This window comes from uncultured Bradyrhizobium sp. (assembly GCF_947648125.1).
GTDB lineage: Bacteria > Pseudomonadota > Alphaproteobacteria > Rhizobiales > Xanthobacteraceae > Bradyrhizobium.
On sequence record NZ_CANSMR010000015.1, the window covers coordinates 45790 to 66894 of the forward strand.

20 protein-coding genes and 1 tRNA gene are annotated in these 21105 nt (G+C 65.0%); 5 read left to right on the plus strand and 16 right to left on the minus strand.

Annotated elements, in window-relative coordinates:
* Window positions 1–13: 13 nt before the first annotated feature.
* From Q0030_RS24375 to dusB, 4 genes are all read right to left on the minus strand, one after another.
* Window positions 14–2470, minus strand: a complete 2457-nt coding sequence (locus Q0030_RS24375; protein WP_298372572.1) for a PAS domain-containing sensor histidine kinase — start codon at window positions 2468–2470, stop codon at window positions 14–16.
* A 178-nt stretch (window positions 2471–2648) separates the two neighbouring features.
* Window positions 2649–4091, minus strand: coding sequence for a nitrogen regulation protein NR(I) (gene ntrC, locus Q0030_RS24380; protein WP_298372575.1), 1443 nt, complete (start codon window positions 4089–4091; stop codon window positions 2649–2651).
* 9 nt (window positions 4092–4100) lie between these two features.
* A complete protein-coding gene (locus Q0030_RS24385) occupies window positions 4101–5276 on the minus strand; it encodes a nitrogen regulation protein NR(II) (RefSeq protein WP_298372578.1) in 1176 nt (391 codons plus the stop codon).
* Window positions 5273–6274: a tRNA dihydrouridine synthase DusB gene (gene dusB, locus Q0030_RS24390; RefSeq protein ID WP_298372950.1), complete on the minus strand. Its 1002-nt coding sequence runs from the start codon at window positions 6272–6274 to the stop codon at window positions 5273–5275. Before dusB ends, Q0030_RS24385 begins: the two co-directional genes overlap by 4 nt.
* 285 nt (window positions 6275–6559) lie before the next feature.
* Between dusB and Q0030_RS24395 the strand changes: the two genes are divergently transcribed.
* The 3 genes from Q0030_RS24395 to Q0030_RS24405 all read left to right on the plus strand — a co-directional run bounded on the left by Q0030_RS24395 (window position 6560) and on the right by Q0030_RS24405 (window position 8918).
* Complete coding sequence (locus Q0030_RS24395) at window positions 6560–7756, plus strand: bifunctional 2-C-methyl-D-erythritol 4-phosphate cytidylyltransferase/2-C-methyl-D-erythritol 2,4-cyclodiphosphate synthase (protein ID WP_298372581.1); 1197 nt, start codon at window positions 6560–6562, stop codon at window positions 7754–7756.
* A gap of 1 nt (window position 7757) precedes the next feature.
* Window positions 7758–8357, plus strand: coding sequence for a CinA family protein (locus Q0030_RS24400; protein WP_298372584.1), 600 nt, complete (start codon window positions 7758–7760; stop codon window positions 8355–8357).
* Window positions 8358–8531: 174 nt separating this feature from the next.
* Complete coding sequence (locus Q0030_RS24405; RefSeq protein ID WP_298372587.1) at window positions 8532–8918, plus strand: BA14K family protein; 387 nt, start codon at window positions 8532–8534, stop codon at window positions 8916–8918.
* Window positions 8919–9064: 146 nt separating this feature from the next.
* On the opposite strand, the gene Q0030_RS24410 is transcribed toward Q0030_RS24405, so the two are convergent.
* From Q0030_RS24410 to lipA, 3 genes are all read right to left on the minus strand, one after another.
* Window positions 9065–9529 (minus strand): SRPBCC family protein, encoded by a 465-nt coding sequence (locus Q0030_RS24410; protein WP_298372589.1) that lies wholly within the window; start codon window positions 9527–9529, stop codon window positions 9065–9067.
* Window positions 9529–10068 (minus strand): DNA topology modulation protein, encoded by a 540-nt coding sequence (locus Q0030_RS24415; RefSeq protein ID WP_298372591.1) that lies wholly within the window; start codon window positions 10066–10068, stop codon window positions 9529–9531. Before Q0030_RS24415 ends, Q0030_RS24410 begins: the two co-directional genes overlap by 1 nt.
* Before the next feature lie 84 nt (window positions 10069–10152).
* On the minus strand, window positions 10153–11112 hold the full coding sequence (lipA, locus tag Q0030_RS24420) for a lipoyl synthase (RefSeq protein ID WP_298372592.1): 960 nt from the start codon (window positions 11110–11112) through the stop codon (window positions 10153–10155).
* 134 nt (window positions 11113–11246) lie between these two features.
* On the opposite strand from lipA, the gene Q0030_RS24425 reads away from it, so the two are divergent.
* The gene (locus Q0030_RS24425) at window positions 11247–11852 is read left to right on the plus strand and encodes a DNA-3-methyladenine glycosylase (protein ID WP_298372596.1); all 606 of its coding nucleotides are present in this window, start codon (window positions 11247–11249) and stop codon (window positions 11850–11852) included.
* A gap of 18 nt (window positions 11853–11870) precedes the next feature.
* Here the strand turns inward: Q0030_RS24425 and Q0030_RS24430 are convergent, their stop codons facing one another.
* The 9 genes from Q0030_RS24430 to Q0030_RS24470 form a co-directional block, all read right to left on the minus strand.
* Entirely contained in the window at window positions 11871–14741 is a 2871-nt protein-coding gene (locus Q0030_RS24430; RefSeq protein ID WP_298372597.1) for a valine--tRNA ligase, read from the minus strand.
* Between the two features lie 261 nt (window positions 14742–15002).
* Window positions 15003–15755, minus strand: coding sequence for a DUF2497 domain-containing protein (locus Q0030_RS24435; protein WP_298372599.1), 753 nt, complete (start codon window positions 15753–15755; stop codon window positions 15003–15005).
* Window positions 15756–16089: 334 nt separating this feature from the next.
* Complete coding sequence (locus Q0030_RS24440) at window positions 16090–17472, minus strand: TolC family outer membrane protein (RefSeq protein ID WP_298372601.1); 1383 nt, start codon at window positions 17470–17472, stop codon at window positions 16090–16092.
* A 216-nt stretch (window positions 17473–17688) separates the two neighbouring features.
* On the minus strand, window positions 17689–18351 hold the full coding sequence (locus Q0030_RS24445; protein ID WP_298372603.1) for a protein-L-isoaspartate O-methyltransferase: 663 nt from the start codon (window positions 18349–18351) through the stop codon (window positions 17689–17691).
* 122 nt (window positions 18352–18473) lie between these two features.
* Window positions 18474–18653 carry a hypothetical protein gene (locus Q0030_RS24450; RefSeq protein ID WP_298372605.1) on the minus strand — a complete coding sequence of 60 codons (180 nt, stop codon included), beginning with the start codon at window positions 18651–18653 and terminating at the stop codon, window positions 18474–18476.
* A 133-nt stretch (window positions 18654–18786) separates the two neighbouring features.
* Window positions 18787–18861, minus strand: a tRNA-Asn gene (locus tag Q0030_RS24455).
* 256 nt (window positions 18862–19117) lie between these two features.
* Window positions 19118–19306: a hypothetical protein gene (locus tag Q0030_RS24460; protein ID WP_298372608.1), complete on the minus strand. Its 189-nt coding sequence runs from the start codon at window positions 19304–19306 to the stop codon at window positions 19118–19120.
* 40 nt (window positions 19307–19346) lie between these two features.
* Window positions 19347–19475: a hypothetical protein gene (locus Q0030_RS24465; RefSeq protein WP_298372610.1), complete on the minus strand. Its 129-nt coding sequence runs from the start codon at window positions 19473–19475 to the stop codon at window positions 19347–19349.
* Between the two features lie 126 nt (window positions 19476–19601).
* Window positions 19602–20087, minus strand: coding sequence for an anthrone oxygenase family protein (locus Q0030_RS24470; RefSeq protein ID WP_298372613.1), 486 nt, complete (start codon window positions 20085–20087; stop codon window positions 19602–19604).
* Window positions 20088–20179: 92 nt separating this feature from the next.
* On the opposite strand from Q0030_RS24470, the gene Q0030_RS24475 reads away from it, so the two are divergent.
* A complete protein-coding gene (locus tag Q0030_RS24475) occupies window positions 20180–20869 on the plus strand; it encodes a TetR family transcriptional regulator (protein ID WP_298372615.1) in 690 nt (229 codons plus the stop codon).
* The last annotated feature ends 236 nt before the right edge of the window (window positions 20870–21105 follow it).

The window sequence follows — 21105 nt, forward strand, 5'->3', positions numbered from 1 at the left end:
TACACCTGCGTTGTCAGTCGCCCGTCGCGGCTTTGATTCTTGGCTCTTGGCTTGTTGGCTCTTGTGCATTTGGCTCTTGGTTATTTGGTTCTTGCTGATCGGGTTCTTGGATTCGTTCTTGGATTTTTGGTTCATTGTTGGTCGCCTGTGCCGGGCCGTTGGTCGGCTCTTGCGGCGGATTTTTTTCACTGTCGGGGTCGGATGACTTCACGTCCGGCTTTTGTTCCTTGTTGTCCGGCTTGGCGGCCTGGCCCGTGACGGAAAAGCGCAGCCGCATCCAGGCACCGCGCTGGCCTTCGCGGAAATCGGACGCGTCCTTGAGCTCGATGCGGCCGCCATGGTCCTCGAGAACGCGGCCGACGATCGCAAGGCCGAGCCCGGTGCCCTTGGCCCGCGTCGTGACATAGGGCTCGAGCAGGCGCGCACGGGCGACCTTGGGCAGGCCGATGCCGTTGTCGACGACATCGATCAGGATGTCGTCGCCCTCGCGCTGCGCCACGACGTCGATGCGGCCCTTGCCGAGCTCCTCGCGCGGGACCTGCTCGATCGCCTCGGTCGCGTTCTTGATGATGTTGGTCAAGGCCTGCGAGATCAGCCTGCGGTCGAATTGTGCCGGCAGCGGCGACTGCCTGATGTCGGCCTCGATGTCGAGATCGGGATGCGCGACCTTCATCAGGAACACGGCCTGGCGCACCACGTCGGCGACGTCCTCGCCTTCCATCACGGGCTTCGGCATCCGCGCAAAGCGCGAGAACTCGTCGACCATGCGCCTGATGTCGTCGACCTGGCGCACGATGGTATCGGTGCACTGCTCGAAGATCGACTTGTCCTTCTCTTCGGTGATGGTCTTGCCGAATTTGCGGCGGATGCGCTCGGCGGAGAGCTGGATCGGGGTCAGCGGGTTCTTGATCTCGTGGGCGATGCGGCGGGCGACGTCGCCCCAGGCTGAGGTACGCTGCGCGGAGACCAATTCGGTGATGTCGTCGAGGGTGATGATGTAGCTGTCGCGCGACTGGCTGGTCTGCTCGGCCGAGACGCGAACCGACAGATTGCGCTCATTGCCGTCGCGCAGGATCGTGACCTGCCCCTGCACCAGGCGCTGCGTGCCTTCGCGCGCCGTCTTCATCATCTCGTCGAGCTCTGGCAGCACGTCCGAGAGCGGATGGCCGAGCGTCTCCGACTCGGCATGCCCGATGAGCTTCTCCGCCGAGCGGTTGAGAATGCCGACGCTCCCGGAGGCATCGACCCCGATGATCCCTGCGCTGGCCGACGACAGCACCGCTTCGATGAAGCGGCGGCGGCTGTCGATGGTCTCGCTGGCATCGACCAGCTCGTTGCGCTGGGTGCGCAGCTCCTGGGTCATCTTGTTGAATATCTCGCCGAGCAGCGCGAGGTCGCTCGCCGATTTGTGGACCGGCACCTGGACATTGAGGTTGCCGGTCGAGACCTCGCTCGCTGCGCCCATCAGCTGGCGGATCGGCGACACCAGCCCGTTGGCGAAATTGAGGCCGATCAGCACCGAGGCCATCAGGATGGTCAGCGCGATCACCGCGAACATCAGCGCGAACGCCACCTGGATGCCGAGCCGGCGGGTCTCGAGCTGGGCATACTCGGCGGCGCTGGTTTGGGTCTGCTTGAGCTGGGCGACGACAGCCGGATCGAGCAGACGCGCCACGTACAGGAACATGTCGTCATAGGCCCGCAGGCGGACCACGGAGGCGACGTAGTTTTCGGGGAAGACCGAAATCTTCGGCTCGGTCTCGTTGATGTCCTTGAGGATGTCCGGCGGCGGCGCCTCATAGTTCAGGCGGACGCCGGTTTCGGCGCTGGCGACGATCTTGCCGTCCTTGTCCATCAGCACCGCGACCGGCAGGTTGCGCGACTCGGCGCCGGCCGTCATCAGCTGCAGGAACGTCATGCGATCCTGGTCGTAGAGCGGCCGCGCATGGGCGAGATCGTTGGCCATCGCCAGGGTGTCGCCGTTGATGAGCTGCGCGTGCTCCTGCATGTAGGCGCTGGCAATCGTCAGCGAGTTCTGGATCACCTGCTTGGTGGGGCCTGAGAACAGCCGGTCGAGGCCGCGCTCGATGGTGACGTTGGCAACGATCGACACCAGCACGGCGGGCAGCACCGCGATCACCGAGAACAGGCCAACGATCTGCACATGCAGCCGTGCCGCCGCCCGGCCCCGCCGCCTCGCCTGGACCATCTGCCAGACTTCCCGGACGATGATGCCGACCAGCAGCAGGATGGTGGCGGCGTTGATCATCAGGAAGGAGCGGACGACCTCGGAGGTCGGCTCGATCGGGGTCAGGCCGGTCAGCACCACGAAGGTCAGGAAGGCCGACAGCAGCGCGATCGCCACGGCGAACGGCGCCAGCCAGCGCCGCAGCGGGAAGCCCCGCGCCTCTGCATTGGGCTCGGCCGGGGGCGCGTGTAACGTTGAAGCGGTGGTCTCTGCGCTGGTCATACCGGCAATTGAGCTGAATGCGATCGCCCGCGGGAATTGCGAACTGATGCAATCATATCACAATGTTGCCGAATTGCGACATTTCCGCGGCGCCAACGGCGGTGCGGCGCCGTGTTCCTCAAAACCATTTGTGACTACTCAATAACGGTAGCGGGGCTCGCGCTCCGCCCCGTCCGCCCTAGCCGCCGCTCCGGTAGACCTGGATATCGAGGTCGCGGATCTTCTTGCGCAGCGTATTGCGGTTCAATCCGAGCAGGTCGGCGGCCCGGATCTGGTTGCCGCGGGTCGCCGCCAGCGCGGCGGTCAACAGCGGGATCTCGATCTCCTTGAGGATCCGGTGGTAGAGGCCCGGCGGCGGCACGCCGTTCGGGAACCCTGAGAAGTGCGAGGACAGATAGGCCTCCACGGCACCGCCGAGATTGTCGACGCCGATGGTCGCGGTGCTGCCGGAGGTGACGGCCGGCGGCGCCAGCTCGCCGTCGATGACCGAGGCGGTGATGACGTCCTGCGGATAGAGCGCGGCGAGCCGCCGGGCGAGGTTTTCCAGCTCGCGGACGTTGCCCGGCCAGCGGTGCTGCTTCAGCCGCTCCAGCGCCTGGGTGTCGAGCTTCTTCGGCGGCAGACCGTCTTTCTCGGCGAGCGAGAAGAAGTGCCGGATCAGGTCGGGCAGATCCTCGATGCGCTCGCGCAGCGGCGGCAGCCGCAGCGGCACCACGTTGAGGCGGAAGAACAGGTCTTCGCGGAACAGACCCTGCTGGATCAGGATGCGCAGATCCTTGTTGGAGGCCGCGACGATGCGCACGTCGGTCTTGATCGGCGTGCGGCCGCCGACGGTGGTGTATTCGCCCTGCTGCAGCACGCGGAGCAGCCGGGTCTGCGCCTCCATCGGCATGTCGCCGATCTCGTCGAGGAACAGCGTGCCGCCCTCGGCCTGCTCGAAGCGGCCGGAGGCGCGGGTGTTGGCGCCGGTGAACGCGCCGCGCTCATGGCCGAACAATTCGGATTCGATCAGGTCGCGCGGGATCGCCGCCATGTTGACCGCGACGAACGGGCCGTTGCGGCGCCGGCCATAGTCGTGCAGCGCGCGGGCGACCAGCTCCTTGCCGGTGCCTGACTCGCCCGAGATCATCACGGTGAGGTCGGTCTGCATCAGCCGCGCCAGCACGCGGTAGATCTCCTGCATCGCCGGCGAGCGGCCGACCAGCGGGATCGAGTCGAACTCGCCGTCGTCGGCGGGACTGGAGACCCGCTCCTTCGGCTCGGCCAGCGCGCGGCCGACGATGGTGATCAGTTCCTTCAGGTCGAACGGCTTCGGCAGATATTCGTAGGCGCCGCGCTCGGAGGCACGGATCGCGGTCATGAAGGTGTTCTGCGCGCTCATCACGATGACCGGCAGGTTCGGCCGCATCTTCTTGATGCGGGGCAGCAGGTCAAACGCGTTCTCGTCGGGCATCACCACGTCGGTGATGACGAGATCGCCCTCACCCTGGCTGACCCAGCGCCACAGCGTGGCAGCGTTGCCAGTCAGGCGCACCTCGTAGCCGGCGCGCGACAGCGCCTGGTTCAGGACGGTCCGGATGGCGGTGTCGTCGTCAGCGACAAGTATGCTACCTGCAGGCATTGGTGTTCCTCATCGTGTATCCTGAGAGGCAGGCGAGGACGTACCCGGAACGTCATCGCGGTTGCTTTGGTCGTGGTGTTTGGCGGCGCTGTACATCGGCATCAGCACGCGGAAGGTGGTCTTGCGCGGCTGCGACTCGCATTCGATGATGCCGCCGTGATCGCCGACGATCTTGGCGACCAGCGCGAGGCCGAGCCCGCTGCCGGTCTGCTTGGTGGTGACGAAGGGATCGAACAGGTTCGGCAGCAGATCTTCCGGCACGCCTGAGCCGTTGTCCTTGACGCAGAATTCCAGCGGCAGCGAGACCCGCGATTTCTTGCCGGGCACCGACAGCCGCACGCCCGGCCGGAACGCCGTGGTGAGGTGGATCTCCGCATCGGTGCCGAGATCGGCGACCGCTTCGGCCGCATTCTTCACGAGGTTGAGGAATACCTGGATCAGCTGGTCCTGGTTGGCCAGCACCGGCGGCAGCGACGGATCGTAGTCCTCGATGAAGCGAACGTTGCGGGCGAAGCCCGATTGCGCCAGCCGCTTCACGTGGTCGAGCACGGAATGGATGTTGACCGGCCCGCGCGCCACCGGGCGGTCGTCGCCGAACACTTCCATACGGTCGACCAGCGTCACGATACGGTCCGCCTCGTCGCAGATCAGCCGCGTCAGCAGCCGGTCCTCGGAGGACGCCTGCTGCTCCAGCAGCTGCGCGGCGCCGCGGATGCCGGACAGCGGGTTCTTGATCTCATGGGCGAGCATCGCGGCCAGCGCGATCACCGAGCGCGCCGCGCTGCGATGGGTGAGCTGGCGATCCATCTTGTCGGCGATGGTGCGCTCCTGCAGCATCACCACGATATGCCCGGGCCGCTCGGTCAGCGGCGCGACGTGCAGGTCGACCTGGCGATCGCCGCCGATCCGTGGCGTGCCGAGATCGACCTTGTATTCGTTGACCGGCGAGCCGCTCGCCCGCACCTGCTCGATCAGCGCGAGCAGCGGGCTGCCGAACGGCACCAGCTCCTTCAGCGACTGCCGGCGCAAGAACTGCGTCGAGATCTCGAAGAACGATTCGGCGGCGATGTTGGCGTCAACGATCCGTCCGTCGGGTGCGACCAGCAGCACCGGATTGGGCAGTGCATTGAGGATGGCCTCGCCGTCGGTAGGCACGGGCCGGCGAAATTCCATGGCTGACGTCATGCGGCAGCACTCCAGGCAAAATCGTCGTAGGCGTCCTCGAGCGCGCGATGCACGCTGGATGGCTGCTCGGAGGTCAGGATCGCCTGCCGCCAGGTCTTCAGCGTTGCCGCCGGTGCGCAGCTATAGGCGGCAGCGGTCTCCAGCGCCCAGCCGAGATGCTTGCGCGCATGCTTGAGCCCAATGCGCAGGCCATAGTGGCTGCACACCTCGTCATAGAGCGCGCGAACATGCTTGAGCTGCTCGGCGAGCGACGGCGCAGCCTCGGCGATGCCGGTCTCGAGCCGACGGCCAATCTGGCCGGGCAGCCAGGGCTGCCCCTGCGCGCCGCGTCCGATCATGACGGCGTCCGCGCCCGACATCTCCAGCGCGCCGACCGCTCTGTCGAACGAGGTGATGTCGCCATTGACCACGACCGGGATCGTGACGGCATCCTTGACCGCGCGCACCGCGTTCCAGTTGGCCTCGCCCTTGTAGAACTGGCAGCGTGTGCGGCCATGCACGGTGATCATCTGCACGCCTGATGCCTCGGCGCGGCGCGCCAGTTCGGGCGCATTGAGCGAGCGATCGTCCCAGCCGAGCCGCATCTTCAGCGTCACCGGCACCTTGACCGCCGAGAGCGTCGCCTCGATCAGCGTGACTGCGTGGTCGAGGTCGCGCATCAGGGCCGAGCCGGACTGGCCGCCGGTCACGTGGCGCGCCGGGCAGCCCATGTTGATGTCAATGATGTCGGCGCCGGCGCCTTCGGCGATCCGAGCGCCCTCCGCCATCCAGTGGGTTTGGCAGCCGGCAAGCTGGACCACATGCGGCCCGATCCCGGCTGCCTCACAACGCAGCTTCGACATCGGCTTGCCGTTCACCAGGTCGTCGCTGGCGGTCATCTCGGAGACCACCAGTCCGGCACCCAAACTGGCGGCGAGTCGCCGGAAGGGCGCGTCGGTGATGCCGGACATGGGCGCCAGGAGAACCCGGTTGGCGACAGCAATATCACCTATCTTCAATGGGTTACGAGGAGTACTTTGCACGCCGGTCACAGCCGTCTCGTCGTTCTGTCAGCCACGCCATTGCAGCTGACGTCGCCTATTCTGCGCACAATTCTTGTGCAGTCAAGGCTCATGCCTACGGTTTAGACATTCCTACCACCTGTGCAGGTGCACTGCAACAAAATCTGCTTTTCCCACAGTCATCGGCAAACGCTCTGTTTTTGCGCAGCGGTCATGCTAAGGGCTGTGCGCGGCGGTCCCCGCCGCTCCCCTCATCCCCGATTCGTCTGTCACTGGTTCAACATGCCGAAGCCTGAGCGTACCGCAGCCATCCTTGTCGCAGCCGGCCGTGGACTGCGCGCCGGCGCAGGCGGACCAAAGCAGTACCGGACGATCGGCGGACAGACGGTGATCTATCGCGCCATGGAGGCGTTCTCCGGACACCCCGACGTGTTCGCGGTGCAGCCGGTGGTCAATCCTGACGACGCCGCGCTGTTCGACGAAGCGGTCGCAGGCCTCCGCCATCAACCGCCGACGCCGGGCGGCGCGACCCGGCAGGCCTCGGTCCATGCCGGGCTCGAGGCGCTCGCCAGCGCGAAGCCCGACATCGTGCTGATCCACGATGCCGCGCGCCCCTTCGTCACGTCGGCAGTGATCTCCCGTGCGATCGCCGCGGCCGGCCGGACCGGCGCTGCGATCCCTGTCATTCCCGTCACCGACACGATCAAGCTCACCGGCGATACCGGCGATGTCGAGGCGACGCCGGAGCGCGCCCGCTTGCGGATCGCGCAGACGCCGCAGGCATTTCGTTTCGACGTAATATTGGAGGCGCATCGTCGTGCTGCGCGCGAGGGCCGCAGTGATTTCACCGACGATGCCGCGCTTGCCGAATGGGCGGGATTGACCGTTGCGACGTTTGAAGGCGATGCTGCCAACATGAAACTCACCACACCCGAAGACTTCGTGCGCGAGGAAGCGCGGCTCGCAAGCCAGCTCGGTGACATCAGGACCGGCACCGGCTACGACGTGCACGCCTTTGGCGACGGCGACCATGTCATGATCTGCGGCGTGCGCGTGCCGCACACGAAGGGATTTTTGGCCCATTCCGACGGCGATGTCGGGCTGCATGCGCTGGTCGACGCGATCCTCGGCGCGCTGGCCGACGGCGACATCGGCTCGCACTTCCCGCCGAGCGACGCCAAGTGGAAAGGCGCCTCGTCCGACCAATTCCTGAAATATGCCGTCGAGCGCGTCACCGCGCGCGGCGGCCGGATCGCCAATCTCGAGGTGACGCTGATCTGCGAACGGCCGAAGATCGGGCCGCTGCGCGACACCATGCGGGCGAAGATCGCGGAGATCTCCGGCGTCCACATCTCGCGCGTGGCGGTCAAGGCCACCACCAGCGAGCGGCTCGGCTTCACCGGCCGCGAGGAAGGCATCGCGGCGACCGCGAGCGCCACGGTTCGCCTCCCCTGGGATGAAACCGGCTGGAGTGCCTGACATGGGCGGCAGCGACGCTCGTGCCCTCTCCCGCGCGCTGCTCGACCTGTGCCGGATGCGCAAGCTGACCATCGCGACTGCCGAATCCTGTACCGGCGGCCTGGTCGCCGGCGCGCTCACCGACATTCCCGGATCGTCCGACGTGATTGATCGTGCCTTCGTCACCTATTCGAACGAGGCCAAGCGGGTCATGCTCGGCGTCAAGGCGGCGACGCTGGAGACGTTCGGCGCGGTCAGCAAGGAGACCGCGACCGCGATGGCGATCGGCGCGCTGGAAAAGGCCGGCGTCGACCTTGCGGTCTCGATCACCGGGATCGCGGGCCCCGGCGGCGCGACGCCTGGCAAGCCGGTCGGCCTGGTGCACTTCGCCGTCGCCGCGCGCGACGGCCGCATCGTTCATCGTGAGCAACGATTTGGCGCGATCGGCCGCAGCACGGTGCGGCAACGCTCGGTGGTTGAAGCGCTGCGCATGCTGATGGAGCTCGCGCGCCCGCCGCAGGCGGCAAAGCCGCGCCGCGAGGCCGCCAGCCGGTTGCGGCCGCGGGTGGCGCGGTCGCCGCGAAGCCACGCCGCGAAACGCCGTAGGCCGCCGCGCGGATAGGCCCGACTCAAGTCCGGTCGCGCAAGCGACAGCCTCGCGATACCCTCACGTCAACTGCGACCCAGTGCCGCCTATCTCAGGTGGAACTGCGCCGTCGCTTCGCCGTTTTCTATCGTTCCAACTCTGCCGTTTGAATTGTTTTTCCAAACGGCAAAATCCCACAACAAGGAGAAAATGATGAAGTTGGGAACTTTGGTCGTGGCCGCAATCACCTCTGGCGCCATGACGCTGTCGACTGTTGCCCCCTCGTTCGCCGCACCGCTCGCGCCCGCGCGGTTGCAGGATCAGCCGACCTCCGTCGAGCACGTGCAGTATCGCCACTGGCATGGCGGCCCGCGTCACGGCTACCGCGGCGGCTACTACGGTCATCGTCACGGCGGCGGTGGAAACGGCGCTGCGATCATCGGCGGGCTTGCCGCCGGCGCGATCATCGGCGGCGCCATCGCGGCAAGTCAGGCCAAGGCCAACAACGACGCCTATTGCTCCCAGCGTTTCCGCTCCTACGACCCGGCTTCGGGCACCTACATCGCAAAGGGCGGTGTACGTCGTTCCTGCCCGTAACGAAGCGCAAAGGGGCATACCGCTGAAGGCGACGATACCCCTTGTCTCTCCCCGTCATTGCGAGGAGCGACAGCGACGAAGCAATCCATCTTTCTGCGTATGCGGTGCGGTGGATTGCTTCGCTCCGCTCGCAATGACGGATGGGTCTACGACACGGCCGGCTTGCCGTAGACCTGGTCCGCGCGCTTCTCGAACGCGGCGGCAAAGCGCGAGAATGCGGCGTCGAACATCGAGCCCATCAGCATCGCCAGCATCCGGCTCTTGAATTCGTAGTTCAGGAAGAAGCCGACATCGCATTCGGTCTCCGACTTCGGCTCGAAGCTCCAGCGGTTTTCCAGATTGCTGAACGGGCCGCGCAGATATTCGACCAGTATCTTCAGGTTGGGCCGGTCGAGCGTCACCCTGCTGGTGAAGGTTTCCCGTACCAGCTTGAACGAGACGGTCATGTCGGCCACCACGACCTCGGTACCGTCGTCCTTGGGCGTCCGCTGGCGGACCTTGAGCGCCTGGCACAGCGGCACAAACTCCGGATAGCGCTCGACGTCGGCGACCAGATCGAACATTTGGGGTGCGGTGTGGCCGACCCGCCGCTTGCTTGAGAATCGTGGCATCAGTGGATACTCGCACGGTTTTGCTGGCGTGCGAGACGCTTCAGATAATCGTCCGCCTGGGCCCGATCGGTGAAGCAGACCAGCGATTGATCGGCGCGCAACCCCGAAAAATATTCGATCAGCTTCGGACGTTGCTGCTGGCGATAAGTCCAGACATAACGGAAGAATTCGAGATCGATCTTCTCCGGGCAGCCTTCCGCCATCTCGGGGCGAACCTGGCCATAGCTGCCGGCGATCCGCCCCAGGATTCCGAGCATGCAGGTCAGCCGCGGCAGGTCGAACCAGATGACCGTATCGGAGAGCTGCCGGCGCAGTTCGCCTGCACCGTTTCTCATGTAGTTCCCATCCATGATCCAGCGCGGCGCCTGCATGACCTCGATCATGCGGCGCTCGAATTCATGCTTGTCGGACTCGACCCAGCCCGGCTTCCAGAACAGCGCGTCGATCGACACGGTCGGGATGCCCGTGATGGCGGACAGCCGTCGCGCAAAGGTCGACTTGCCGGACCCCGACGATCCCATCACCAGCACGCGTTGCATTGGTCCCGTCCAAGATCAAGGTTCGGTCGAGGCTCGATCAGGCAACGGCGCGCGGCGGCGCCGGCCTCCCGCCGTTTAAAAAATCTAGCGGCCGCGAGCCGTGCGCGCCGCCTGCAGTTTCGCAAAATCCTCGCCGGCATGATGCGACGAGCGCGTCAGCGGACTCGCCGACACCATCAGAAAACCCTTGGTATACGCGACACGCTCGTAGCCAGCGAATTCGTCCGGCGTCACGTAGCGCATCACGGCGTGATGCTTGCGCGTCGGCTGCAAATACTGGCCGATGGTCAGAAAATCGACCTCGGCCGAGCGCAGATCGTCCATCACCTGCAGCACCTCGTGCCGCTCCTCGCCGAGACCGACCATGATGCCCGACTTGGTGAAGATGGTCGGGTCCATTTCCTTGACCCGCTGCAGCAGCCGGATCGAATGGAAATAGCGCGCGCCGGGACGGACCGTCAGATAGCGCGACGGCACGGTTTCCAGATTGTGGTTGAAGACGTCGGGCTTGGCCGCGACCACGCGCTCGAGCGCGCCGTCCTTGCGCAGGAAGTCCGGCGTCAGGATCTCGATTGTGGTGGTCGGGCAGCGCGCGCGGATCGCGCGGATCGTCTCGGCAAAATGCTCGGCGCCGCCGTCCGCGAGATCGTCGCGATCGACCGACGTGATCACGACATGGGTCAGTCCGAGCTTCGAGACCGCCTCGGCGACATATTCGGGCTCATGGGCATCGAGCGCGCCGGGCATGCCGGTCTTGACGTTGCAGAACGCGCAGGCGCGGGTGCAGGTGTCACCCATGATCATGAAGGTGGCGTGCTTCTTGTCCCAGCACTCACCGATGTTGGGGCAGCCCGCCTCCTCGCACACCGTGACGAGGCCGTTCTCCTTCACGATCCGGCGCGTATCTGCATAGCCGCGCGTGTTCGGCGCGCGAACACGGATCCAGTCCGGCTTCGGCGGCGACACGGCATCCGGCCGGTTCACCTTTTCGGGGTGACGCGGGCGGAGCTGAGTGGTGGAGATGGTGTCGACGATGGTGACCATGGATGCCTGCAAGTCGCGAGAGACCTTAGCTAGTCCGTGTTGGCACGGCTCGCAACCCGGCCTATGCGACCCTAGCAGACCAGCCAATATATTGGCAGTGTCGAGGTTCGTTCCGTCCCGATTCCCACCTCAAAATGGCTCAAAAACCCCGACCGACCATGGCGACCGCGCCGCGCCTCGGCAAAGCTCTGAAACGCTCGTTCTTCGATCGCAGCGTCCACGAGGTCGCGCCCGACCTGATCGGCGCGACCTTCCTGGTCGCCGGCGTCGGCGGGATCATCACCGAGGTCGAGGCCTACCACCACACCGAACCGGCAGCCCACTCGTTCAACGGACCGACCCCGCGCAACCAGGTGATGTTCGGCCCGCCGGGCTTCTCCTATGTCTACCGCTCCTACGGCATCCACTGGTGCGTCAACTTCGTCTGCGAGGAAGTGGGCTCGGCCAGCGCCGTGCTGATCCGCGCGCTCGAGCCGACCCATGGCCTCGCCGCGATGCGCCGGCGGCGCGGGCTGGAGGACGAGCGCGCCTTGTGCTCCGGGCCCGGCAAACTCTGCGAGGCGCTCGGCATCACGATCGCGCACAGCGAACTGCCGCTCGACCGGCCGCCGATCGCGCTCCACGCGCGGCTGGAGACGCCCGACATCGTCACCGGATTGCGGATCGGCATCACCAAGGCCGTCGATCTGCCCTGGCGCTACGGGCTGAAGGGATCGAAATTCCTCAGCAAGCGGTTCTGAGCGTCACGGCGTTATCAGCTATGACGCCTTCTTCAGCAGCTCGATCGCCTCGAGGATCTTGGCGCGGCGCTCCTGCGCTGCCGCGCGCTTTTCCTTCTCTTCCTCGACGAGCTCTTCCGGCGCATTGGCGACGAACTTCTCGTTGGAGAGTTTTGCGTCGACCCGCTTGATGTCGGCATCGGCCTTGCCGAGCTCCTTCTCCAGTCGCGCCCGTTCGGCCGCAAGATCGATCACGCCCTTGAGCGGCAGCGCGACGACTTCGCCGCGCACCAGCAGCTGCATGGCGCCTTCGGGGGCCGCGTCCGCGAAGGAAATCTCCGACAACCGCGCGAGACGCTTGATGGTGTCGTTCCAGCGCTGGGCGCGGTCCCGCGTCTCATCGGAGGTGGTCACGATCACCAGCGGCGTCAGCGTCGACGGCGGGATGTTCATTTCGGCCTTCACCGACCGCATCGTGGTGACGAGGTCGACCACCCAGCCGATCTCGGCCTCGGCCGCGGGATCGCTGAAATCCTGAGATTTCGCGAAGCCCTGCAGAACTGCGGCGATTTCCAGATTGCTGGGCTCCGGAGCAACGACAGCAGCGAGATTCTCCGGCAGCGGGCCGGCCGGCTTGAGCGGCCAGTCCGCGAGGACAAGCAATTGATCGCGCTTCGCCGTCACGGCCCACAGCTCCTCCGTGATGAAGGGCATGAACGGATGCAGCAGCTTGAGGATCTCGTCGCGGGTCCAGGCGATCATGGCGCGGGTCTCGGCCTTGGCCGCGCCCTCCTCGCCCATCAGCACCGGCTTTGCGAGCTCGAGATACCAGTCGCAGAACACGTTCCAGACGAAGCGATAGATCGCGCCGGCCGCATCGTTGAAGCGATGATCCTCGATCGTCTCGGTCACCTCGCGGGTGACGCGCGAGGTCTCGTGCGCGATCCAGCGGTTCAGCGTCTCCTTGGCGCCGTTCGGATCGAAGCCGTCCGGCTTCACGCACTCGTTCATCTCGGCGAAACGGCAGGCGTTCCAGAACTTGGTCGCGAAGTTGCGGTTGGTCTCGACCAGATGCGGCGACAGGCGGATGTCGTGGCCCTGCGCCGCCTCGCGGGTCAGCGCGAAGCGCAGCGCGTCGGCGCCGAAATCGTCGATCACGCCCAGCGGGTCGATGACGTTGCCCTTCGACTTCGACATCTTCGCGCCCTTCTCGTCACGGACGAGACGGTGGATGTAGACGGTCGAGAACGGTGCCTCCTTCATGAAATGAAGGCCCATCATCATCATGCGGGCGACCCAGAAGAAGATGATGTCGAAGCCCGTGACCAGCGTGTTGGTCGGATAGTAGCGCGCGACCTCCGGCGTATCGTCCGGCCAGCCCAGCGTCGAGAACGGCCACAGTGCCGAGGAGAACCAGGTATCGAGCACGTCCTCGTCGCGCGTGATGAAGCCCTCGCGCTTGGCGGGGTCGACCGCCATGTCATGGCCCTGCTCCGGCGTGATGACTTCCTGCTCGACGTAATAGCCGAGCGCGTTGCCGACCGCCTCTTCCTCGGTCTCGGCAACGAACACCTTGCCGTCCGGCCCGTACCACGCGGGGATCTGATGGCCCCACCAGAGCTGGCGCGAGATGCACCAGGGCTGGATGTTCTCCATCCACTCGAAATAGGTCTTTTCCCAGTTCTTCGGCACGAACGTAGTCTCGCCCGAGCGCACCGCCGCCATCGCCGGCTGCGCCAGCGTCTTGGCGTCGACATACCACTGGTCGGTGAGGTACGGCTCGATCACGACGTTGGAGCGGTCGCCATGCGGCACCATGTGGGTGTTGGGCTCGATTCGCTCGAGGAAGCCGAATTCTTCCAGCCGCGCCACGATCTTCTTGCGCGCCGCGAAGCGCTCGATGCCGTGAAACTCTGCCGCGAACTCGTCGGCGCCCGTCGGCAGGCCGCGCAGATAGTCCTCGTTGCCGGTGAGGCTGAGGCAGCCTTCCTGGTCGAGCACGCTGATCTGCGGCAGGCCGTGGCGCTTGCCGATCTCGAAGTCGTTGAAGTCGTGCGCCGGCGTCACCTTGACGGCACCCGAGCCCTTCTCCGGATCGGAATAGTCGTCGGCGACGATCGGAATCTTGCGGCCGACCAGCGGCAGGATCACATGCTGGCCGACCAGATCGGTGTAGCGCTCATCGTCCGGATGCACCGCGACCGCGGTGTCGCCGAGCATCGTCTCCGGACGCGTCGTCGCGACCACGATGAACGATTTGGGATCGTCGGGACTGAAGCTGCGGCCCTCGATCGGATAGCGCAGGTACCAGAGATGGCCCTTGACCTCGACCTGCTGCACTTCGAGATCGGAGATCGCGGTGAGCAGCTTCGGGTCCCAATTGACCAGGCGCTTGTCCTTGTAGATCAGGCCCTGGCGGTGCAGCTCGACGAACACCTTGACGACGGCGCGCGACAGGCCCTCGTCCATGGTGAAGCGCTCGCGCGACCAGTCACAGGAGGCGCCGAGGCGCTTGAGTTGGTTGACGATGGTGCCGCCGCTCTCGGCCTTCCACTGCCAGACCCGCTCGAGGAACTTGGCGCGGCCCATGTCGCGCCGGCCCGGCTCCTGCCGTTCCATCAACTGTCGCTCGACCACCATCTGGGTGGCGATGCCGGCATGGTCGGTGCCGGGCTGCCAGAGCACGTCACGGCCGCGCATCCGCTCGAAGCGGCACAGGATGTCTTGCAGCGTGTTGTTGAGCGCATGGCCCATGTGCAGCGAGCCGGTCACGTTCGGCGGCGGGATCACGATAGTGAAAGGCGCGGCGTCCTTGCGCTCGGGCCGGCCGGCCTTGAACGCACCGCTCTCCTCCCAGAGCTGGGCCATCCGGAGTTCGATATCGGCAGGCTGGTAGTTTTTCTCGATCATGACAATGCGCTGTGGACCATGGGGAAAGGGTAGAAAGCCGCCAGAACGCACCAAGTCAACCGGACCGGCACGTCAAAACGGCGTTGAGAACGTTTTCGAGCGAAGTGGACACCGGCTCGCGTGAAGAAAACGCGTCAAAACAGGGAACTGGCGTTTCGGTTCGGATCCTATCAGAACCGAAACTCCGGGGCATTTAGGGGCTGAATGAGGGCTGCCAAGCCCCCTGCGGCCCTGCGGCAGGAGCTAACGCCCGCGGCGGAGCTAACGCCCGCGGGAGACCCGCTCGATCTCGGCCTTGACGATCCGCTCGACCAGCCCCGGCAGATTATCGTCCAGCCAGGACTTCAGCATCGGCCGCAGCATCTCCTTGACCAGATCCTCCAGCGTCCGAGCATTGTTGCTCAGCACGGTGTTGGCCAGCGAGTTGAAGGCAGATTCGACCGCCCGCATCGTGGTTCCCGAGATGATCTGCTGCATCGGCGCGGTTTCGATTGCCGGCGGTTCTCGCTCTCGAACCGGTTCTCGCATCGGCTCCGGCGCCCGTGTGCGGGCTTCCGTGAACTCGACGTCGTCCTGCGGCTCGACCTTGCGGAACGACGGCGTGGCCGCCGGCTCCGGCAGCGCCATGTCGTCGGTGAGCTCGAATACGTCGGCTTCGGGCTGCGGCGACGGCCTGATCTCGGCCGCAGGCGTCGCCTCGTCGAGGCTGGCGAGCAGCGAGTCGATGTCGTCCTGACTGTTGCTGACCGGCGCTGGCGCAGGCGGCAGTGATTTCGGCGCTGACGCGGCGGGCTTCGCGGCCGGTGGTGCTGCGGGCGGAGGCGCTGCGGGCGGCGGACTCTTCATCGCTGGCTTGGCGGCTGGTGGCGGCGGCTCGACCTTCGGCGGCGGTGCAGCGGCAGAAGCAGGTTTCTCGGCCGCGGCCGGCTTTGCCTCGTCGTCGGCAATGATGCGACGGATCGACGCCAGAATCTCCTCCATCGAGGGCTCTTGGACCTTCGCAGGTTGCGTCATCTCCGACTCCACATCGAAACTTATTTTACATCAAGCCCGAGAGGATTCGCCGGTTCCGATGAAGTGGGCGGAGATTTTCATCGCTCCCGCCCGACTTGTCCCCAGATCAAGCCCGCCCGAGGCTTTGTGCAAGCTCGTGTCGCCCAATGCAGCGTGATCACAGGTGGCGTCGCACCTGTCATCACGCAACGCCGGCTCGCCGCGAATCGCCTTGCTGCCCGATAAAACGGTATGTCAGGCCAATTATCGATTGCAAGCAAACGCGCCAGTTTGTGGTCCTGATTAACTCAGAACCACAAACATGGCGCGACAAGCGACGATGAAGTGAAGGTGTTTAGCGGCCGTCGGGCGTGCGCACGCCGGCCCAGTTGTCACGCACCTGCTGGTAATGCACGGTGGCATCATAGACGTTGGTCGAAAGGCCCATCACCTGCGGTGACAGCCGGCCAATCGCGCTCAGCACGTTGTAGGATGCAACGACGCGATCGTGTTGCGCAGTGACGAGTGCGTTGCGCGCATTGACCAGCGCTTGCTGCGCGTTGAGCACGTCGAGCGTGGTGCGCTGACCGGCCTTGGCCTCTTCGCGCACGCCGTTCAGCGCGATCTCGGACGCGGTCACCTGCGCCTGCGCAGACGCGACCTGCGACTTGCCGGCGACCAGCTGGCCCCATGCGGTAACGACGTTGGCGCGCGCCTGATCCCTGGTCTGTTCCAGGACCAGACGCTGCTGCGCCAGCGATTCCTTCGACTGCCGGATCAGCGAATACTCAGCGCCGCCCTGATAGATCGGCACCGACACCTGAACCTGCGCCGCCGCATTGAACAGCCGGTTCACCGACAATTGCTGCTGGTAGCCTTCGGTCACCGACGCCTGCAACCCGACCGTCGGCAGCAGCGCGCCTTCGGCAACCTTGGTCTGCAGGAAGTTGACGTCGACGCCGTACATCGCGGACGTCACGTTCGGATTCTGGGTCAGGCTGAGCTCGACGGCGGCCGCAAGCGTCGCCGGCAAGAAGCGATCGACCGGCGAGCCGGGCGCGAGATTCTGCGGCTCGTTGCCGATGATGCGGCGGAAGTTCGACCGCGTGGTCGTCAGGTTCGATTCTGCGGTGAGCTGCTGCGTCTTGCCGGCCGCAAGTTGCGCCTCGGATTGCGCGACGTCCGTCCGTGTTACCTCACCTACGTTGAAGCGATCCTGGGTCTGCTTCAGCGTCTGCTCCAGCACGCGCGTGTTGCTGCGCTGGACCTCGACGATCGCCGCATCGCGCAGATAATCCATGTAGATGGTGGCGGCGCTCAGAATGACGGTCTGCTCGAGCACTCGCAGACCTTCGCGTGCCGACGACACCTGGCTTTCGGCCGCGCGCACCTTATGCGGGGTCTGCGCGTTGTACAGCGACTGGTTCACCGTCAGACCGGCGCTGGCCGGATTTTGGGTGCCGTGGATCGCGTCCTTGATGCCTGTCGGCTGCTGGTCGGTGTACTGATATCCGCCGCTCACGGTCAGCGCGGCTCTCGGACGATAGCCTGAGAGCGCCTGGGGAACGTTTTCGTCAGTTGCCCTCACCAGCGCGCGCTGCGCATTCAGCTGGGGGTTGTTCTGGTAGGACCGCACCAGCGCGGCCTCGATAGTATCGGCGAGCGCGGGCACGGGGCCCATCTCCGCCAACAGAAGGACGGCAGTCGCAGCCGCGGTGATAGCTTTCACCCCACGCATCCCCGGTAATCCAATCATTGTAGTCGCCGTCTCCCACACGCAAGTCAGTTCCGGCGGTCGCTTCAGACGAAGTGAGTCCCGCCTCACCTTAGTCCGCAGCTAAGGGCAACGGAACTACCCCGCAACGGAACACGGCGGAAACTCTTCACATGGGGCAAACGGGCCACACTTCTGATTCGGAACGGGATTTTATCAGGTGGCGCAGTGCGGTGGCGGTCAGAAGACGAAGGCGGGAACCCGCTCGAGCCCGGGCAGCACGGGGGCCGTGGCGTCGAACAGCTCGCGATGCCCGAAATCCCCGTGGGAGTGCGTCACGATGGTGGCGCGCGGCGGCGGCGTCAGGCCGAACACCCCGACCAGCCGGCCCCCCTCCTTGAGCTGGCCGAATAGCCCGGTCGGGATAATCTCGGTCGCACCGTTGAGGACGATGACGTCATACGGTGCGCCAGCGGCATCACCGTCGGCAGCCGCGGCGGTCTTGACGGTCACATTCTGGATGCCGAGCTGGGCGAACGCTGCGGTGGCCTTCCCGGCAAGCGCCGGGTCGCTCTCGGTTGCGCTGACCTGGGCGGCAAAGCGGGCCACGATGGCGGCGGCGTAGCCGGTCGCGCAACCGACGACCAGGACGCGGTCGGTCGCCTTGATCTCGGCGGCTTGCAGCATCTTGGCGAGCAACGCCGGCGTGATCAGGCAGCGCCTGGCCGCGCCCTCGGTGACGTCGAGATCGAGGTCCAGATAGGCCAGCGCCCGCTTGCTGGCCGGCACGAACACCTCGCGCGGCACGGTCAGCATGGCTTCGAGAATACGATCATCGGTCACGTCGCTCGGACGCACCTGACCATCCACCATGTACTGGCGCGCGGTCGAAAAACCGGTCATTGGCGGGACCCTGCAAGTCGCGGCATTGCCGCTGGAGAAGCTAGAACAGGGCCATCTTTTGGAACAAGCTTCGCCAAAACGCAACACGCCGTTGGCGAGCAAAACGCGCTCCGCAATGCGCTCTATTCGATCGTGACGGCAAGCCGGCCGATCAGGCGGGCCACTTCATCGAGATGCTCGGAATCATGCTCCTCGACGGCCCTAGCGAGCCGGCGGACACACTCATCGTCGCTGATGTCCGGAGCATCGCTCGGAACAAGCGTCGGCTGCGGCATCGACAGGTCGATCAGGGTTATGGCCATCAGAATCACCTCTCAAGACCCGGCGGGACGAAGTGTCGGCGGTTATTGAGTCGATTTGACGACGTTTCTTGTCTGGCCGTAACGGACCACAGGCTTGTGATGGGCGATTGAAGGGTCTTGATGGGGCCAGAACTGGCTCCCCGGGCTGGATTCGAACCAGCGACCATTCGATTAACAGTCGAATGCTCTACCGCTGAGCTACCGAGGAATAAGCGAACAAAACGTTCGCGAGCGGGCAGCGTATAACAAAGCCTTTCGGCCTTGCAAAGAACCAAATGGGCCTCCGGCGAAACTTTAGCGAGGGACGGTAAACCTCTGCGGTGCAAGGCTTTGCCGGCGTTCCAGGGTGATGCAGGTCTGCCCCGGCTGTCCCGCTATCGGCGCTGCGGGCGCCTGGAAACACCGCCGGCGCGGCCAATTCGACGTGCCGCCGATTCTTCCACGGGCTCGCCCGGCCCCTGACCTCACTCCGCGATGAACGAGGTGGTCTTGGTACCGGGGTCGGAGCGCAGCCGCAGGACGTTGAGCTTGCAGAGATTGACGTTCTTCCACAGCACCGATTCATTGTAGTTGGCCCAGTCGACCTTGATGTTCCGGACGCAGCCTTCGTCGTCGTTGCCGAACTCGACGTAAGCGGTGTCCTGATTCTTCAATGTGCCCTCGAGCTCGTTCTCCCACTCGTCGAGGCCGCCATCAGGGCCCGTCGAAACCGAGAATCTTGATGGCGTATCCGGTCTCGTTGACCACCGAGACGTTGCGGTTATCGGCGGCCGACGCGGGCGACGCGATCAATGCCAGTCCCACCACAAGCAGTGCCGGCAAATAGACTTCATTGAAAATCCCCTGGCAGTCAGCCGCACATCGGTGTGCGGCGTCACCTCCTTAGCGATCGTGCTGCACGAGTACAAATCGTGCACAAAATGCGAAGCGCTTCGCTCAACGAACGCTCTATCGCGCTGAGATGGCGGCAATGAACAGCGCCGTCGCCGAAAGCGAGGCGATGGTCCGCACGTGGTTCCAGAAGGTCCAGTCGGTCAGATATCGCGCCCAGACCGGCGCGGCCGCGGTGCTCGCGGGATCTGTGACCGCAAGCTGATCGTTCAGCGGCACGTTGAAGACGACAGTGACGACGAACATCCCGACGACATAGAGGCCGCCACCGCAGATCATCGCAAGCGCGCCCGGCTCCTGCCATCGCAGCCCGCCGAGCAGGACCAGCACGGCGCAAGTCAGCGTGGTGCCGAGGAAGAGCGGCATGAACAGCGAGCGCACGATGTCGACATTGATCGCGTTCATCGCCGGGATGCCGGCGGCTTGATCGATGCGGCCGAGCGCGGTCATGACGAACGCCGAGAACGCGAAATAGACTCCGGCAAGCAGGCCGCAGCCGAGCGCAGAAAACCACAGCAAGCCCGAGGTCAGGATATTGCGCACTGCTCCACCTCCAAAAGCGAGGGATACTCGCATTTGTAAAATGCGATAAACTCTCGTATTAGAGGCGTCAACCCCGATTGCGGAAGAGAGAGATGGCGAGACGAAAGGCCGCGCCCGCGTTAGTGCCAAAGGCAGCGACAGCGGCAAGGGCCGCGCCCGGGGTGGAAGCGCCCCTGCCCGGGCTGGCGCGGCTTGCTCCGACGCAACAGCGCAGCCGCGAGCGGTTCGAGCGCATCCTCGCCTGCGCGACCGAGATCATGGCGGAGAAAGGCAGCGAGGCCTTCCGCATGAGCGACATCGTCGAGCGCAGCGGCGTCGCATTCGGCTCGCTCTACCAATATTTCCCCGACAAGGCCGCGATCATCGGCACGCTGGCGGAACGGCATAACGCCGTCGGCCGCGATTGCGTCAGGCGCGATCTGGCCACTGTCTCGTCCGCGCGCGACCTCCACCCGGCGCTATGCCGGATCGTCGACAGTTACTACGAGATGTTCATGCGCGAGCCTGTGATGCGCGACATCTGGCAGGCGACCCAGGCCGACCGCGCCCTGCAAAAGCTCGATGCGGACGACATGGCCGTGCTCTCCGGCCTGTTGTCCGACGCGGTCAGGCGGGTTGCGCCCGGCATGCCGGCCGCCACTCTCGCCACCTTCTCGGGACTGACGATGACACTGATCGCGGCCGCCGTGCGTCACGCGATCACGCTGCCGCCGCGCAAAGCGCGGCAGGTGCTGACGCAATTCAAGACCATGCTGCCGGGTGACCTCGCCGGGCTGGCATGACCACGATCGCGCAGACGCCGGGAATTTGCCCGGCTTGCCTACACTGTCACGTCTCCCTAAAATTCCTGCGATATTGGACGGCTATGAATATTGCCGGGAAGTCCAAGAGTTTTTCGCAACAAGTGATCTGTCTCACACGAGGTGCGGCCTTGCCGACCTAGGTTCCCCGAAGGGTCATCAGCGTTTTATTAACCAAAGCGGGCGCCATCGTTCTTTTCATAAAATTCGAACGAATC

Excerpts from the sequence above, each read along its gene's own strand:
- Q0030_RS24395 (WP_298372581.1), top strand. The coding sequence starts at position 6,560 with ATGCCGAAGCCTGAGCGTACCGCAGCCATCCTTGTCGCAGCCGGCCGT.
- lipA (WP_298372592.1), bottom strand. The coding sequence starts at position 11,112 with ATGGTCACCATCGTCGACACCATCTCCACCACTCAGCTCCGCCCGCGT.
- Q0030_RS24435 (WP_298372599.1), bottom strand. The coding sequence starts at position 15,755 with ATGACGCAACCTGCGAAGGTCCAAGAGCCCTCGATGGAGGAGATTCTG.
- Q0030_RS24375 (WP_298372572.1), bottom strand. The coding sequence starts at position 2,470 with ATGACCAGCGCAGAGACCACCGCTTCAACGTTACACGCGCCCCCGGCC.
- Q0030_RS24440 (WP_298372601.1), bottom strand. The coding sequence starts at position 17,472 with ATGCGTGGGGTGAAAGCTATCACCGCGGCTGCGACTGCCGTCCTTCTG.
- Q0030_RS24430 (WP_298372597.1), bottom strand. The coding sequence starts at position 14,741 with ATGATCGAGAAAAACTACCAGCCTGCCGATATCGAACTCCGGATGGCC.
- Q0030_RS24385 (WP_298372578.1), bottom strand. The coding sequence starts at position 5,276 with ATGACGTCAGCCATGGAATTTCGCCGGCCCGTGCCTACCGACGGCGAG.
- ntrC (WP_298372575.1), bottom strand. The coding sequence starts at position 4,091 with ATGCCTGCAGGTAGCATACTTGTCGCTGACGACGACACCGCCATCCGG.
- Q0030_RS24425 (WP_298372596.1), top strand. The coding sequence starts at position 11,247 with ATGGCTCAAAAACCCCGACCGACCATGGCGACCGCGCCGCGCCTCGGC.
- Q0030_RS24410 (WP_298372589.1), bottom strand. The coding sequence starts at position 9,529 with ATGCCACGATTCTCAAGCAAGCGGCGGGTCGGCCACACCGCACCCCAA.
- Q0030_RS24445 (WP_298372603.1), bottom strand. The coding sequence starts at position 18,351 with ATGACCGGTTTTTCGACCGCGCGCCAGTACATGGTGGATGGTCAGGTG.
- Q0030_RS24400 (WP_298372584.1), top strand. The coding sequence starts at position 7,758 with ATGGGCGGCAGCGACGCTCGTGCCCTCTCCCGCGCGCTGCTCGACCTG.
- Q0030_RS24405 (WP_298372587.1), top strand. The coding sequence starts at position 8,532 with ATGATGAAGTTGGGAACTTTGGTCGTGGCCGCAATCACCTCTGGCGCC.
- Q0030_RS24415 (WP_298372591.1), bottom strand. The coding sequence starts at position 10,068 with ATGCAACGCGTGCTGGTGATGGGATCGTCGGGGTCCGGCAAGTCGACC.
- Q0030_RS24475 (WP_298372615.1), top strand. The coding sequence starts at position 20,180 with ATGGCGAGACGAAAGGCCGCGCCCGCGTTAGTGCCAAAGGCAGCGACA.
- Q0030_RS24450 (WP_298372605.1), bottom strand. The coding sequence starts at position 18,653 with ATGGCCATAACCCTGATCGACCTGTCGATGCCGCAGCCGACGCTTGTT.